Origin of the sequence: Variovorax sp. J22R115 (genome assembly GCF_030317005.1) — a bacterium.
In the GTDB taxonomy this organism is placed as follows: Bacteria; Pseudomonadota; Gammaproteobacteria; order Burkholderiales; family Burkholderiaceae_C; genus Variovorax.
Window position 1 is genome coordinate 191,045 of the sequence record NZ_JASZYM010000013.1, and the last position, 14,218, is coordinate 205,262.

Consider the following 14,218-nt stretch of genomic DNA (forward strand, 5'->3'; position numbering starts at 1 on the left):
AAGGCGGCCGGGCCTCCCCCTCGGGGGGTGGCGAATTGCACGCAGCGAAGCGAAGTGAAAAGCCGGGGGGCCCTAGTAGATCGAAGGGTCGCCCTCGGGGCGCGTCTTGAAGCGGCGATGCACCCAGTAGTACTGCGAGGGCATGGTGTCGATGTAGCCCTCCAGGCGCCGGTTCATCAGGGCGGTGTCGGCCATCACGTCATCGGTAGGGAAGTTCTTCCAGGCCTCGAGCACTTCGATCTCGTAGCCATCCGTGGTGAGCTTCGAGACGATCGGCACCACCTTGGCCCGGCCCAGCCGCGCGAAGCGCGACAGCGACGGCACGGTGGCTGCCTGTACGCCGTAGAAGGGCACGAACACGGTTTGATCGCGCCCGAAATCCATGTCGGGCAGCAGGTACAGCAACCCGCCCTTGCGCAGCCCCGCAATGATCGGCTTGATGCCATCGACACGGTTCAGGGTGATCACGTTGCCGAAGCGCTTGCGGCCTTCGCGGATCCACTCGTCCACCATCGGATCCCGCTGGGTGGTATAGATGGTGGTCGAAGGCCGGGCCGTGTGCATCGTCAGCGCCGTGGCTGCCGCATCCAAGCCGTAGAAATGTGGCGCGAAGAGGATCGTCGGTTCGTGACCGTGGGCAATCTCGTCGATTTCCTTGACCGCGCCATGCACCTTGAGCCGCCGCGCGACGACCTCTTCCGGCGCATGCCAGAGCCAGCTGCGGTCGAGCCATGACTGGGCCACATAGACGAAGGTCTCGCGCGCCATGCGGCGGCGTTCGGCGGGCGACTTGTCCGGAAAACACACGGCCAGGTTCGCATCCACCACCCGCCGACGAGGAACGGCAGCCACGTGCAGCACCGGTCCGAGCAGCGCGCCGAATCTTCGCACCAGCGGCAACGGCACGTGCGCCAGCGTTCGCATGAAGGCGATGCCGAGTCTCGAAGTGAGGCTCACGAAGCCACCTCGGCCGCTTCGGCGCGCGGCTGCTTGTAGCGCGCGTAGTCCCAGACGTACTGGCCCGGCAAACGGCGAATCAGCCTGGCAATCCCTTCGTTCATGGCCGTCGCGGCGGCCTCGGGCGTGGCCTTGGGGTCGCTCATCGCGGTGCCGTCGAAGGGCTCGAACCGGATCGCGTAGCCGGCCCCACGCGGCAGTCGCTCGCAGACGCCGAGGAACACCCGGGCACCGGTCTGTTGCGCGAGGCGGGGCAACAGCGTCATCGTGTAGGCCGGACGACCGAAGAACGGCGCCCAGACCCCCTGCCCCAGCGGTGGCACCTGATCCGGCAACAGGCCGGTGTAGCCGCCGTTGCGAAGCGTACGGATCAGGCCGCGCACGCCAGCCAAGGTGGTGGGCAAGGTCTGCAGGCCGGGGCGGTCCCGGGAGCCTGCGATCAGGTCCGCCATGAATTTCTTGCGGGCTGGCCTGAACAGCGCGGTGATCGGGCCGTAGGCCTCGAAGAAACGCTCGCCGACAGCCTGACCCAAGGTTTCCCAACTGCCGAGATGCGGCGAAACGAGGATCACGCCCTTGCGCGCGGCCAGCGCGGCCTCGAACGCCTCGACGCCGTCCCAGCGGACGATCTTCGGCAGCAGGCTTTCGCCCTTCGGACGTGCCCAGACCCAGGGGAGCTCGCCCACCATGGCGCCGGCGGCGGTGATCGCGGGCCGGTATTGCGCCGGCGTGAATCCGGCAGCTTCGGCGTTTTCCCGAAAGCGCCGGCGGTAGTCCGGCGCCATCCACCAAACCAGCCAGCCAAGGCATCCGCCGACCGCGTGCATCAGGGGCAGCGGCAATCGGGCAAGCCAACGGAAGAGAGAAAGCATCAAAACAGGGAGGGGTGAAATCAGGACGCGCGCGCAGCGTACAGCGCGGCTCGAATAGAATGCAAATTGTCGCTGAGTTATGGAACTACTTGCAGGGCGACGTTAAACATCACTGCTAAAGCGTTCGCCAAAGCTCCATCCGAGTTGGCAACGCGCCAATCGGACCTTCATGGAGTTTCATCAAATGGCGAACGACTTCCTCTTTACTTCCGAATCCGTTTCCGAAGGCCATCCCGACAAGGTGGCGGACCAGATCTCCGACGCGATCCTCGACGCGATCTTTGCCCAGGACCCGCGCTCCCGCGTCGCCGCCGAAACGCTGACCAACACCGGTCTGGTCGTGCTGGCCGGCGAGATCACCACCAACGCACACGTCGACTACATCCAGGTCGCGCGCGACACCATCAAGCGCATCGGCTACGACAACACCGATTACGGCATCGACTACAAGGGCTGCGCCGTCATGGTCTGCTATGACAAGCAGTCCAACGACATCGCCCAGGGCGTGGACCACGCGAGCGACGACCACCTGAATACCGGGGCCGGCGACCAGGGCTTGATGTTCGGGTACGCATGCGACGAGACGCCCGAACTGATGCCCGCGCCGATCTACTACGCGCACCGCCTCGTCGAGCGCCAGGCCCAACTGCGCAAGGACGGCCGCCTGCCCTTCCTGCGTCCCGACGCCAAGAGCCAGGTGACGATGCGCTACGTCGACGGCAAGCCGCACAGCATCGACACCGTCGTGCTCTCCACGCAGCACCACCCCGATCAGAGCGAGACGCCAACCAAGATGAAGGCCTCGTTCAACGAAGCCATCATCGAAGAGATCATCAAGCCGGTGCTGCCCAAGGAGTGGCTCAAGGAAACGCGCTACCTGATCAACCCGACTGGCCGCTTCGTCATCGGCGGCCCGCAGGGCGACTGTGGTCTGACCGGCCGCAAGATCATCGTCGACACCTACGGCGGCGCCTGCCCGCACGGCGGTGGTGCCTTCTCGGGCAAGGACCCGAGCAAGGTCGACCGCTCGGCCGCGTACGCCGCTCGCTACGTGGCCAAGAACATCGTTGCCGCCGGCCTCGCGCGCCAGTGCCAGATCCAGGTCGCCTACGCGATCGGCGTGGCCAAGCCGATGAACGTCACGGTCTACACCGAAGGCACGGGCGTCATCTCCGACGAGAAGATCGCGGCACTGGTGCAGGAACATTTCGACCTGCGTCCCAAGGGCATCATCCAGATGCTCGACCTGCTGCGTCCGATCTACGGCAAGACCGCAGCCTACGGCCACTTCGGCCGCGAAGAGCCCGAGTTCACCTGGGAAAGCACCGCCAACGCCGCAGCCCTGCGCGCTGCGGCCGGTCTCTGAGACTCCGACCGCTGAATCAGGAAGGTATGCGCAGCAACTCGCAGACCTCCTCGTCGCCGGTCTGGCCGAAGTCCTCGTACCACAGCCCGACGGCGCGAAAGTGCTCGGGCGTGGAAACGCAGACGACTTCGTCCGCGACCGCGCCCACGCTCTGCACAGCCTCGCGCGACGCCACAGGCACCGCCACCACGATGCGCTCGGGCTGGCCCATCCGGGCGGCCTTCACGGCCGCGCACATGGTGGCTCCGGTTGCAAGACCGTCGTCGATCAGCAGCAACACCTTTCCGGCCAGCGCGAGCGGCGCGCGCTCGCCGCGATAGAGGCGCTCGCGACGCACCAACTCCGCCTGCTCGCGCGCCACCACGGCCTCGACGGCCCGCTCCGACACCGGCCAGCCGCCGTCGATGTCGCCCATCACGCGCACGCCACCCGATGCGATCGCTCCCATCGCGAATTCTTCCTGGCCCGGAAAGCCGAGCTTGCGCACGACCAGCACGTCGAGCGGGGCCCCCAGAGACTGCGCCACTTCCCAGGCCACGGGCACGCCGCCGCGCGGCAACCCCAGCACCAGGACATCGGGGCGCCCGCGCCAGGCGCCGAGCGCATTCGCGAGTCGGCGACCCGCATCGCGTCGATCCTTGAATTCCATTTGCACTCCTTGCAGCCGGAATTCAGAAACGATACGCGCCTCCCATGCCGACCGTCCAGTTGCGCCCCGGCGCCGGCTCGAAGTAGCGGGCATTGCCCTCATTGACGATCACCGAGCCGACGTAGCGCTTGTCGAACAGGTTGTCGATGCGCGCAAAGGCGTTGAACTCCCAGCGCTGCCACTTCTTGAGGTAGCCCGCGAACAGCGCCACCACACCGTAGCCTGGCACGCTGACCGTGTTCCGATCGTTGGCCTCGATGCTCCCGAGCGCCCGCAACTCCGTGCCCCCGCGCCAGCCTTCCGGCGGCACCCAGCCGTAGGAGGCGAAGAGGGACTGCGGCGCAATCCCCGGAATGCGATTGCCCGCCGGAACGAAGGTGCCAGCGGTGCACGGGACGGCGCAGAAGGGATCGCTGTAGCGCGCGTCCAGCCAGGTGTAGGCCAGTTGCGTGCGCCAGTGGTTCTCCGTCTCGTGCTGCCAGGCCAGCTCGAAGCCATCGCGCTTCGTGCGCCCGGCGTTCTGGAAGGTGGCGCGGCCGCCCACGTTGGTCGCGGTCACGATCTCGTCGTCGGTGCGGGTCTGGAATACCGCCGCCGTGAGCAGGCCACCCGCCAGGCGCGCCTTGGCACCCACCTCCACGCTGTCGTTGGTCGCGGGCTGCAGCGCGAAGTTGAGCCCGCCCTGACCATCGGGGCGATACGAAAGCTCGTTGAGCGTCGGCGTCTCGAAGCCACGCCCCACCGAGGTGTAGAAAGCCAGGTCGCGCGTCGCCTGGTAACGCAGCGAGGCCACCGGCAGGGTCTCGGTGTACTCCGCGCTGCCGCTGTCGTTGCGGTTCGCGCCCACGATGTAGCGATCCGTCGAGTCGAAGTTGACCTTGCTGCGGCGCACGCCGGCTTCCAGCGTCCATTGATCCGCCAGACGCCAGGTGGCTTGCACATAGGGGTCGAGGTTGTCGACCGTGTTGGTCTCGTTGCGGCGCAGGCGGCCTTGCACGCCCAGGATCGGATTGGCCGCCGGGCCGATGAAGTTCTCGTAACCGGTCCGCTGCTCGCGAAGATCGTCGTAGACCAGGCCGGCGACCAGCTCGAAGGGTCGGCCGGCCAGCGTCATCTGCGAGATCCAGCGCAGGTCGACGCCGCCGTAGTCACGCGACAGGCCGATTACCCCGCCCGCGCTCAGCGGGTTCAGTTGCGCCGACGGCGGAATGGCCTGGTACTGCGTGGTCTTGCGCTGGCCGCCATAGACCATCAGGCGCAGCGCGTTGTTGGCATCGATGGGGCGCTCGTACAGCAGGCCAGCCTGCGTCTGATCCACGCTCTTGCGCGTGTTGAACTGGGTGGCGACCACTGCGCTGCGCGGGTCCAGCGCGTACTGCTCGGCCGTGAGGCCCAGCGGGTCCTGGGCGTTCAGGTGCACGCTGTTGAGGATCAGGGAGAGCCGGCTGCCATCGTCCAGGTTGAAGCCCATCTTGCCGTTGACGATGTTGCGCTCAGCCTCGCTGTGATCGCGATAGCCGTCGGTCTCGAAGTGGCTGCCGCTCAGCAGGTAATCGACCGCGCCGGAGGATCCGCTCACCTGGCTGCCGATACGCGTCGTGCCATAGCTGCCGGCGGCCAGCGAGAAGCCCAGCTTGGGCGGTCCTTCGCCGGTCTCCGTGAAGGACTGGAACACGCCGCCGGAGGAGTTGCCATAGAGCGCCGAGAAGGGGCCGCGCAGCACTTCGACGCGATCGAGCGAGCCGATGTCGATGTTGGACGTCTGTCCCTGGCCGTCGGGCAGCGTGGCGGGGATGCCGTCGACATAGAGGCGAATGCCGCGCACGCCGAAGGTGGAGCGCGCACCGAAGCCGCGGATGGAGATCTGAAGGTCCTGCGCGAGGTTCTGCCGGTTCTGGACCTGCAGGCCGGGGACGATGTTCAGCCCCTCGGAGAGCTGGGACCCCAGGCGCATGTCCCGGATCTCGGCGCCTTCGACTCGGCTGACCGAGCCGGCCACGTCGAACAGCGGCTCGGCCCCTCGCGGCGTGGTGACGGTGACTTCGCCAAGACTCGGCACGCTGCCCACATCCTGCGCATGGATGGAGGAAGAGGTGGCGACCAGCAGGCAGGCGACGGCGACAGGAGATTTCATGGCGGCGATTCTGCGTTGGGCCGCCGCCCGCCGCGCGGAGGGCAAGACCCTATGGCGCCCTGGTCCGAGACCGACCTACGGATGCCGCGGATGGCGGCGGCACCAGCCGAACCAGATACCCACTGCGACCGGGATGCCGAGCGTGACCCACGCCAGTGCATCGCCCAGCCCGCCATCGCTGAACAGCGCAGAGACGAGCCCTATGCAGGTGAGCAGGCCCAGCACGATCGGCCAGCCCCACAGACGCCAGAAGTGACCGTGATGCGGGTGCTTCATGTGCCCACCTTCGCGGTCGCCGTTGAAGCCGGCTGCGCCAGGGGCGCAGGCGAGCCGTGCGCATCCTCGCCCACCTTTGCCGAGGCCGGCACCGTGTGGCCGCGCTTGAGCCACAGATAGAGCCCGCTGCCCAGCACGATGATGGTGGCGATGTCGAGCAGCGCCCACAGGATCTGCATGGGCATGCCGCCGTAGTCGCCGAAATGCAGGGGCTGCGACACCAGCAGCGCCGTCAGATACCACGGCAGCCTCGGGCTGGCGGTGATCGTGCCGGTTTGGGCATCGACGAGAACCGGCTGCAAGAGCCGCGAGGTGAAGGGCTCGTTCCCGCGCAGGAAGAAGGTGTTGTGGTGCGGGCTGGAGAACGATGTACCCGGAAAGGCGATGAAGGACAGCTTCATGCCCGGTGCGCTCTTCAGAGCCACGTCCATCGACTGCTGTACGGAGCCACGCTCAGCCACCGGCACCGTCGGCTGTCCCTGATAGGGCTTCAGCAGCACGCTGAGTTGGTCGTGCTGCCAGTACTTGACGATGAGGTCGGCCCAGGTGTTGATCATTCCGGTCGCGCCCACCGTGAAGGCCCACGCCAAGGTCACGATGCCGAGCAGGTTGTGCAGGTCCAGCCACTTGAGGCGCGGCCGGCGTTCGCGCCTCACCGTGCCGAAATCCAGCTTGCGCATGAAGGGCGAATACAGAACCACGCCGGAGACGATCGCCACCAGCAGCAAAAAGCCCATGAAGCCGAGGAACAGCATGCCGGGAAGCCCCGCGAACAGGTCGACGTGCAGCTTGAACATCACGTACATGAAGCCTTCGTCGGTCTTCGGCTGCGCCAGCACCGCGCCGGTGCGCGCATCGACCGCGACCTGCTTGAAATCGTCCGTCGGCGCCGGCGTGGGCGTGAGCGTGACGAACCAGATGGCGTCGTCATCCTCCGGCTGCGAAACGAACTGCACCACGCGGTCCGGATGCAACGCCTTCGCCGTCTCGAGCACACGGTCCAGGTTCGCGCGCGGCGCGTCGGCGGGCATCTTGGGGGCTTCCACCTCCGTGCCGAGCAGATGCCCGATCTCGTGGTGGAAGATCAGCGGCAGCCCCGTGATGCACAGGAGCAGCATGAACGCGGTGCAGACCAGGCTGCTCCACTTGTGGACCCAAGCCCAGGTCTTGATTCGGCGGCTGTTCATCATGGAATTTTGCAGGAGCGTCAGAAGCGGTAAGTCGCGCTGGCCACCGCATTGCGGCGGGCACCCCACCAGCAGTCGCCGCGCGAAAGGCAGACAGAGTTGTAGGACTTGTCCGTCAGGTTGTTGATATTCAGCGCGAGTCGCCACTTGGCCGTTTCGTAGGCGATCATGAGATCGAGCAAGGTCACGGCCGGCGTCTCGGGAGCAACGCCGTCCTGGAACTTGCCCATCCAGCGCACACCGGCTCCGGCCGAGAAGCCAGGCATGCCACTGAGGATGAAGCGGTACTTGGTCCACACCGCCGCCTGATTGCGGGGCACCTGGGTCAACTGCGGGTCGACGTTGGTGTAATTGTAGAAGCCGAGCACGTCCCAGTCCTTGTCCAGCGTGGCCTTGACTTCGAGCTCGACGCCCGTGGTCTTGGTGCTGCCGGCTTGCACGTAGTCGATGCCGCCGTCGGGATTCAGGATCAGGCGGTTGTCCTCGCGCAGGTCGTAGACCGTGGCGGTCGCCTGGATGGGGCGGTCGGTCGGCAAATACTTGACGCCGACCTCCCACTGCTTGCCGCGTTGCGGCGTGAATCGTTCGTTGTTCGCGTTCAGGCCGGCGACCGGCGTGAACGACTCGCCGTAGCTCATGTACGGCGAGATTCCGTTGTCGGCCGCGTACATGAGGGAGAAGCGCTTGGTGGTGGCATCGCTCTTCTCGTCGTCGCTACCGACCAGGCCATTGGTGACTTCGTCGTGGCGCAATCCGGCCAGGACGATCCAGTTCTTCGCGAACTTCATCTGGTCCTGCACGTAGACGCCGTACTGGCGCTGCGTCGACTTTGGACTGTCGACCAGTTCGTAGGTCGGGAACGGCTGGCCGTACACCGGTGCGTAGGCGTCGATGAGCGGCTGGGTGCCGCCGAGGTAGATCGGATAGTCGAAGCCCGACCGCTTGTTCATGGAGTAGCGGGCAAAGTCCAGGCCGGTGAGCACCTGGTGGTCGACGGCGCCGGTCTGGAAGCGGCCTTGAACGTACTGATCGGCCTGCAACATGTTCACCTTGGTGATGCTCGAATCCCAGAAGCGCCCGAACAACCGCTTGTTGACCGGATCGCCGGCCCAGCCGCCCGGCACGGTGAACGAGTCACCGTAGAAACCGGTGTAGTCGACGTTGTTGTGGGTGTAGCGCAGGTTCTGGTTCACGGCCCATTGATCGTTGAACCGGTGCTCGAAAAGCCATCCCGCCGTCGAGCGCTCGGTGTCGTAGCGATCGTAGCCCGGCTCGCCGATGAATCGGCGGGTGGGCAGGATGCCGTTCGGATTGGGAAGCACCATGCCCTCCCAGGGGAAGAACTGCGATGTCGACCCCGTCTTGTCCTTCTGGTAGAGCGCCTGCAACGTCAGAGTGGTGGCTGCGTTCGGCCTCCACGTGAGGGAGGGGGCGATGAGCTGGCGATCGTCGCGGATGTAGTCCACTTGAGTGTCCGCATTGCGACCCACGGCAATCAGGCGATAGAGCCATTGACCATCCTCCGTCAACGGTCCGGTGAGGTCGGTCTGGAGCTGGGTGCGGTTCCAGCTTCCGAACTGCACTTCGACTTCGCGCTGTGTGTCGGCCAGCGGCCGCTTGCTCACCATGTTGATGATGCCCGCCGTGCTCCCCTGCCCGTACAGCATGGCCGAGGGGCCGCGCAGGACCTCGATGCGCTCGAGCGTGTAGGTTTCGGTGCGTGCGTTGCTGGTGTACCAGTCGAAGTTCTTGCGCAGCCCGTCAAGGTATTCGTCGGGGTTGCTGCCGCGTATCAGCACGCTGTCAGTGCGCGAATCGACGCCGTAGGCATCCGAGCGCACGCCGGCGGCGTAGGTCAACGCATCCTGGACGTTGGTCGCACCTTGGTCCGTCATCTGGTCGCGGGTCACGATGGTCACCGACTGCGGCGTTTCGGACAGAGGCGTGTCCGTCTTGGTTGCGGACATGGCGTTCCTGGCCCGGTAGCCGACGACCGGCGACGTAGCGGTCTCGACTTCAGCGTTCGCGTCGACCCGGACCTCAGGCAGGGTCGTCGTGCTTCCCGTCTGCGCCAATGTCTGTTGTTGGAGATAGATGGCGAGGCAGCCGGCAAGCATGGCGGCGGTCTGGCGCCGCCCGAAATTGATCCGCATTGGGTTGTTCTTTGATTGCAATTGATAACAATTCGCATTCTATTCATGAATGGAATGTGAACGCAATGTGAAGATGCCCATTCACCCGATGGCGACGCGCGCATTTCGCCGGCCGGCTACGATCCGCTGCCCGCAACCATCCAAGCTGCATGCCCAGACTTCCCGCGACGCCCGCGTCAAAGCTTCGTTGCCTGGCGCTCGCGTTCGTCTGCCTGGTTTCGGCGTGCGCCGGCCTGCCGTCGCGCACCGTCACGCCGTACAGCCCCGCCGTCACGGCCTCGCCGGCAACGGAACTGGGCAAGCTGACCGCCGCCTTCTACGAACAGCGCGACGGCGTCTCGGGTGCGCGGGTGATGCCCCAGGGCGCCCTCGCGCTCGATGCGCGAATCGCCCTGATCCGCCACGCCCAGGCCTCGCTCGACCTGCAGTACTACCTGCTCGGCAACGACCAGACCGGCAAGCTGATCCTGCGTGAGCTGCGCGATGCAGCGCGCCGCGGCGTGCGCGTGCGGCTGCTTCTCGACGATTTCTATACGGTCAAGCTCGATCCCATGCTGCTCGGACTGGCCGCCTACCCGAACGTGGAAATCCGCCTGTTCAACCCCTTCGTCACCGGCAGGGACCACACCGCGACCCGCTGGCTCAGCTTTGCAGGCGAATTCAGCCGGCTCAACCACCGGATGCACAACAAGCTCTTCGTCGCCGACGGGGCCGTGGCGATCGTGGGCGGGCGCAACCTGGCGGACGAGTACTTCCTGCGCAGCGCGGGCGCCAACTTCATCGATCTGGACATGCTCGCCGCCGGCCCCGTCGTGACCGAGCTCGAGACCATCTTCGACAACTACTGGAACAGCGAAGTCGTCTACCCGCTGCACGACATCGTCCCATCCAGCGAAACGCCCGAGGCGCTGAGGACAAGGTTCGACGCCCTCACCTCCGAAGCTCAGGCGCCGCGCCTCGAACCGCCGCCGGAGTCGGACATGTTCGGCGATCCGCCCGTCAGCACGGCGATCGCGCAAGGCAAGCTGGAGCTGATCCCGACGCACGCCAATGCCGTCGCGGACTCCCCCTCCAAGGCGCTGCGCGTGGAGGGCGACGACCTGCCCCAGCATCGCCCGCCGACCGTGGCCGAGCGCATGCGCGCCCTGTTCGACCTCGCGAAGTCCGACATCAATATCATCACGCCGTACTTCATTCCGGGCGACGCGGGCATGGACCACATTGCGCGGCTGCGCGCGCGCGGCATCCGGATCACGGTCGCCACCAATTCGCTGGCTGACACGGACGAGCCGCTCGTCAACATCAACTACAACAGTTTTCGCGTCGAAATGCTCCGCATGGGCGTCACGCTGTACGAGGTGAGTTCGGAGCAGATCAAGCGCAGCCTCAACCTGCGCAAGGTGTTCCGCCAGTCGCGCGGGCGCCTGCACGCCAAGCTGGCGCTGATCGACCGCGAATGGGCCCTCGTCGGCTCGCTGAACTTCGATCCGCGATCGGCCTACATCAACACCGAGTTGGGCGTGCGCTTCGAAGGCTACGAAGTGGCGCACCGACTGCTCGACGCGTTCCAGGTCGACAACGTCGAGAGCGTGTACGAGGTCCGCCTGAAGCCGGGCACCGACCAGATCCAATGGGTGACGACCGACGGCGAGAACATCGTCCTCAACGAGGAGCCGGACGCGAACGCACTGGTGCGGCTGAAGCTGCTGCTCTTCTCCTGGTTCGTTCCGAGCGACCTGCTCTAGAAGTCCCGTCCCCGGGGCACGCTCGACTTTTTGCTTGCGCGGGAAGATGATCGCCGGCCGCTCCCGACGTCTTCGGAACTCGTTCGGCAGGGGCGCGCTCACACCTCAACCCAACCAGACTCAAAGGAGCTTTGCGATGCAAATCGGCATGATCGGACTCGGACGCATGGGCGCCAACATGACGAGCCGCCTGATGCGTGGAGGCCACGACTGTGTCGTGCATGACAACGCACCCGCCTCCATCGAGCGATTGGCCGCCCAAGGCGCGACCGGCGCTGCCACGCTGCAGGATTTCGTTGCCAAGCTCGCGCGGCCCCGTGCGATCTGGCTCATGGTCCCCGCAGCGGCCGTCGACGCCGCACTCGCCACGCTGACGCCGTTGCTGCAGCCCGGCGACATCGTCATCGACGGCGGCAACTCCCACTACCGCGACGACATCCGCCGCGGCAACGAGTTGCACGCCCTGGGCCTGCACTATGTCGACGTAGGCACCAGCGGCGGCATTGCCGGATTCGATCGCGGCTACTGCCTCATGATCGGCGGCGAAGCAGAGACGGTGCAGCACCTATCGCCGCTGTTCGCCACGCTGGCGCCAGGCGCCGGCGAGCACCCGCCGACACCCGGCCGAGCCGCCGGCGCCAGTACGGCCGATCAAGGCTATCTGCATTGCGGCCCTCACGGCGCGGGCCACTTCGTCAAGATGGTGCACAACGGCATCGAATACGGAATCATGGCCGCGTATGCGGAGGGTCTCAACATCCTCCGCGGCGCCAACATCGGCAAGCGCTCGCACGACATCGACGCCGAGACGACGCCGCTGCGCGACCCCACGCTCTATCAGTACGACATGAACCTGCCCGAGATCACCGAGCTGTGGCGGCGCGGCAGCGTGATCGGCTCCTGGCTCCTCGATCTCACCGCCACCGCGCTCACCGCCGATCCGGACCTCACGAATTTCCAGGGTCGTGTCTCCGATTCCGGCGAGGGCCGCTGGACCCTCCAGGCCGCGATCGACGAAGGGGTGCCCACGCCGGTGCTGAGTTCCGCGGTCTACGCGCGATTCAGTTCGCGCGGCGAGGCGGACTTTTCCAATCGCGTGCTGTCGGCCCTGCGGCACCAGTTCGGAGGCCACGCGGAGAAGAAATCATGAGTGATCGCATCAACCCCCTCGCCGGCCAACCGGCACCGGCCGGATCCCTCATCGACGTGAGCGCACTCGTTGCGGCCTACTACGCAGACGATCCCGACCCCGGCATCGCGACGCAACGGGTCGCGTTCGGAACGTCCGGCCATCGGGGGTCGGCCTTCGAGCGCTCCTTCAACGAGTGGCACGTGCTCGCGGTCACGCAGGCGATCTGCAACTACCGCAAGGCGAAAGGCATCGATGGGCCGCTGTTCCTCGGCATCGACACGCACGCGCTCTCGCAACCCGCCTGCGCGAGCGCGCTCGAGGTGCTGGCCGCGAATGGCGTCGACGTGATGCTGGCGACGAATGACGAATTCACGCCGACCCCGGCCTTGTCGCATGCAATCCTCACCTACAACCGGGGACGCAGCAGCGGCCTCGCCGACGGCGTCGTCGTCACGCCGTCGCACAACCCGCCGCGCGACGGCGGCTTCAAATACAACCCGCCCAATGGCGGACCGGCCGGGCAGGACATCACCGGCGGGGTCGAAGCCGCAGCCAACCGCTACCTCGAACTACGGCTCGACGGCGTCAAGCGCATGCCGCACGCCTTGGCCTTGAAGGCCGCGACGACGCACCGCCACGATTTCCTCGACGCCTATGTCGGCGACCTCGACCAGGTGATCGACATGGAAGCGATCCGTGACGCCCATGTCCGCATGGGCGTCGACCCGCTGGGCGGCGCCGGCGTCCACTACTGGTCGGCGATTGCCGACCGCTACAAGCTCGATCTCACCGTCGTCAGCGACACGGTCGATCCGCGATTCGGCTTCATGACGCTGGACTGGGACGGCCAGATCCGCATGGACCCTTCCTCGGGCTATGCGATGCAGCGCCTGCTCGACATCAAGGACCGCTTCGACGTCGGCTTTGCCTGCGACACGGACCACGACCGGCATGGCATCGTCACCGGTGGTGCGGGGCTCCTGGCGCCGAACCACTACCTTTCGGTGGTCGTCGACTACTTGTTCCAGCACCGCCCGCAGTGGGGCCCGCAGGTGGCCGTCGGCAAGACAGTCGTCTCGACGCAGCTCATCGACCGCCTGACCGCAAGGCTCGGTCGTCGTCTCTACGAAGTCCCGGTGGGCTTCAAATGGTTCGCCGATGGATTGCTCGACGCATCTCTCGGCTTCGTCGGCGAGGAAAGCGCAGGTGCCACCTTCCTGCGGCGCGACGGCTCGGCATGGACCACCGACAAGGACGGCATCACCGCCGCGCTGCTCTCTGCGGAAATCACCGCACGCAGGGGCCGCGACCCCGGTGCGCTCTACACCGACCTGGCGAACGAGTTCGGCAATCCAGTCGCGAGCCGGATCGACGCGCCGGCCACGGCCCAGCAGAAGAAGCAACTCTCGGCGCTCTCGCCGCAGCAGCTCGGCGCCAGCGAACTCGCAGGCGAGAAGATCGAGAACGTCTTGAGCCATGCGCCCGGAAACGGCGCGGCGATCGGCGGCATCAAGGTGATCTCCCAGGGCGGATGGTTCGCTGCACGGCCCTCGGGCACCGAGAACATCTACAAGATCTACGGCGAAAGCTTCCGTGGCGCCGAGCACCTTCGCCGCATCCTGGACGAAGCCCAGACCATCGTCGATGCGGCGATCTCTCCTTGATCTCTTCTTTTCCTGCAAGCTGATTCACGGCTTGTCCTACGCGCTCTCGGGTCGCCCGCAGACATGCAATGGCGGGTGTTCGC

At 66.1% G+C, this 14,218-nt stretch carries 11 protein-coding genes; 4 read left to right on the forward strand and 7 right to left on the reverse strand.

Translation table 11 applies throughout. The features are described from left to right. Nucleotides 1-72 precede the first annotated feature (72 nt). Entirely contained in the window at nt 73-957 is an 885-nt protein-coding gene (locus tag QTI04_RS23250; RefSeq protein WP_286617708.1) for a lipid A biosynthesis acyltransferase, read from the reverse strand. Beyond that, entirely contained in the window at nt 954-1,829 is an 876-nt protein-coding gene (locus tag QTI04_RS23255; protein WP_286602231.1) for a lysophospholipid acyltransferase family protein, read from the reverse strand. The genes QTI04_RS23250 and QTI04_RS23255 overlap by 4 nt, the downstream gene beginning before the upstream one ends. A gap of 184 nt (nt 1,830-2,013) precedes the next feature. Between QTI04_RS23255 and metK the strand changes: the two genes are divergently transcribed. Beyond that, the gene (metK, locus tag QTI04_RS23260; protein WP_286602232.1) at nt 2,014-3,195 is read left to right on the forward strand and encodes a methionine adenosyltransferase; all 1,182 of its coding nucleotides are present in this window, start codon (nt 2,014-2,016) and stop codon (nt 3,193-3,195) included. A gap of 16 nt (nt 3,196-3,211) precedes the next feature. Here the strand turns inward: metK and QTI04_RS23265 are convergent, their stop codons facing one another. The 5 genes from QTI04_RS23265 to QTI04_RS23285 all read right to left on the reverse strand — a co-directional run bounded on the left by QTI04_RS23265 (nt 3,212) and on the right by QTI04_RS23285 (nt 9,594). After that, nucleotides 3,212-3,844 carry a phosphoribosyltransferase gene (locus QTI04_RS23265; RefSeq protein WP_286617709.1) on the reverse strand — a complete coding sequence of 211 codons (633 nt, stop codon included), beginning with the start codon at nt 3,842-3,844 and terminating at the stop codon, nt 3,212-3,214. 22 nt (nt 3,845-3,866) lie between these two features. After that, nucleotides 3,867-5,978 carry a TonB-dependent receptor gene (locus QTI04_RS23270; RefSeq protein WP_286617710.1) on the reverse strand — a complete coding sequence of 704 codons (2,112 nt, stop codon included), beginning with the start codon at nt 5,976-5,978 and terminating at the stop codon, nt 3,867-3,869. Nucleotides 5,979-6,053: 75 nt separating this feature from the next. Beyond that, entirely contained in the window at nt 6,054-6,254 is a 201-nt protein-coding gene (locus QTI04_RS23275; protein WP_286602235.1) for a hypothetical protein, read from the reverse strand. After that, nucleotides 6,251-7,441 (reverse strand): PepSY domain-containing protein, encoded by a 1,191-nt coding sequence (locus QTI04_RS23280; RefSeq protein WP_286617711.1) that lies wholly within the window; start codon nt 7,439-7,441, stop codon nt 6,251-6,253. Before QTI04_RS23280 ends, QTI04_RS23275 begins: the two co-directional genes overlap by 4 nt. 20 nt (nt 7,442-7,461) lie before the next feature. Then, nucleotides 7,462-9,594 (reverse strand): TonB-dependent siderophore receptor, encoded by a 2,133-nt coding sequence (locus tag QTI04_RS23285; protein ID WP_286617712.1) that lies wholly within the window; start codon nt 9,592-9,594, stop codon nt 7,462-7,464. A gap of 149 nt (nt 9,595-9,743) precedes the next feature. Between QTI04_RS23285 and QTI04_RS23290 the strand changes: the two genes are divergently transcribed. The 3 genes from QTI04_RS23290 (at nt 9,744) to pgm (ending at nt 14,135) form a co-directional block, all read left to right on the forward strand. Then, on the forward strand, nt 9,744-11,339 hold the full coding sequence (locus QTI04_RS23290; protein WP_286617713.1) for a phospholipase D family protein: 1,596 nt from the start codon (nt 9,744-9,746) through the stop codon (nt 11,337-11,339). 136 nt (nt 11,340-11,475) lie between these two features. Continuing rightward, the gene (gnd, locus tag QTI04_RS23295) at nt 11,476-12,489 is read left to right on the forward strand and encodes a phosphogluconate dehydrogenase (NAD(+)-dependent, decarboxylating) (RefSeq protein WP_286617714.1); all 1,014 of its coding nucleotides are present in this window, start codon (nt 11,476-11,478) and stop codon (nt 12,487-12,489) included. Further along, the gene (gene pgm / locus QTI04_RS23300) at nt 12,486-14,135 is read left to right on the forward strand and encodes a phosphoglucomutase (alpha-D-glucose-1,6-bisphosphate-dependent) (protein ID WP_286617715.1); all 1,650 of its coding nucleotides are present in this window, start codon (nt 12,486-12,488) and stop codon (nt 14,133-14,135) included. Before gnd ends, pgm begins: the two co-directional genes overlap by 4 nt. Nucleotides 14,136-14,218 lie beyond the last annotated feature (83 nt).

Bases quoted from the DNA above. Each gene is read 5' to 3' on its own strand.
- QTI04_RS23255 (WP_286602231.1), bottom strand. From the start codon at position 1,829: ATGCTTTCTCTCTTCCGTTGGCTTGCCCGATTGCCGCTGCCCCTGATG.
- metK (WP_286602232.1), top strand. From the start codon at position 2,014: ATGGCGAACGACTTCCTCTTTACTTCCGAATCCGTTTCCGAAGGCCAT.
- QTI04_RS23265 (WP_286617709.1), bottom strand. From the start codon at position 3,844: ATGGAATTCAAGGATCGACGCGATGCGGGTCGCCGACTCGCGAATGCG.
- QTI04_RS23270 (WP_286617710.1), bottom strand. From the start codon at position 5,978: ATGAAATCTCCTGTCGCCGTCGCCTGCCTGCTGGTCGCCACCTCTTCC.
- QTI04_RS23275 (WP_286602235.1), bottom strand. From the start codon at position 6,254: ATGAAGCACCCGCATCACGGTCACTTCTGGCGTCTGTGGGGCTGGCCG.
- QTI04_RS23280 (WP_286617711.1), bottom strand. From the start codon at position 7,441: ATGAACAGCCGCCGAATCAAGACCTGGGCTTGGGTCCACAAGTGGAGC.
- QTI04_RS23285 (WP_286617712.1), bottom strand. From the start codon at position 9,594: ATGCGGATCAATTTCGGGCGGCGCCAGACCGCCGCCATGCTTGCCGGC.
- QTI04_RS23290 (WP_286617713.1), top strand. From the start codon at position 9,744: ATGCCCAGACTTCCCGCGACGCCCGCGTCAAAGCTTCGTTGCCTGGCG.
- gnd (WP_286617714.1), top strand. From the start codon at position 11,476: ATGCAAATCGGCATGATCGGACTCGGACGCATGGGCGCCAACATGACG.
- pgm (WP_286617715.1), top strand. From the start codon at position 12,486: ATGAGTGATCGCATCAACCCCCTCGCCGGCCAACCGGCACCGGCCGGA.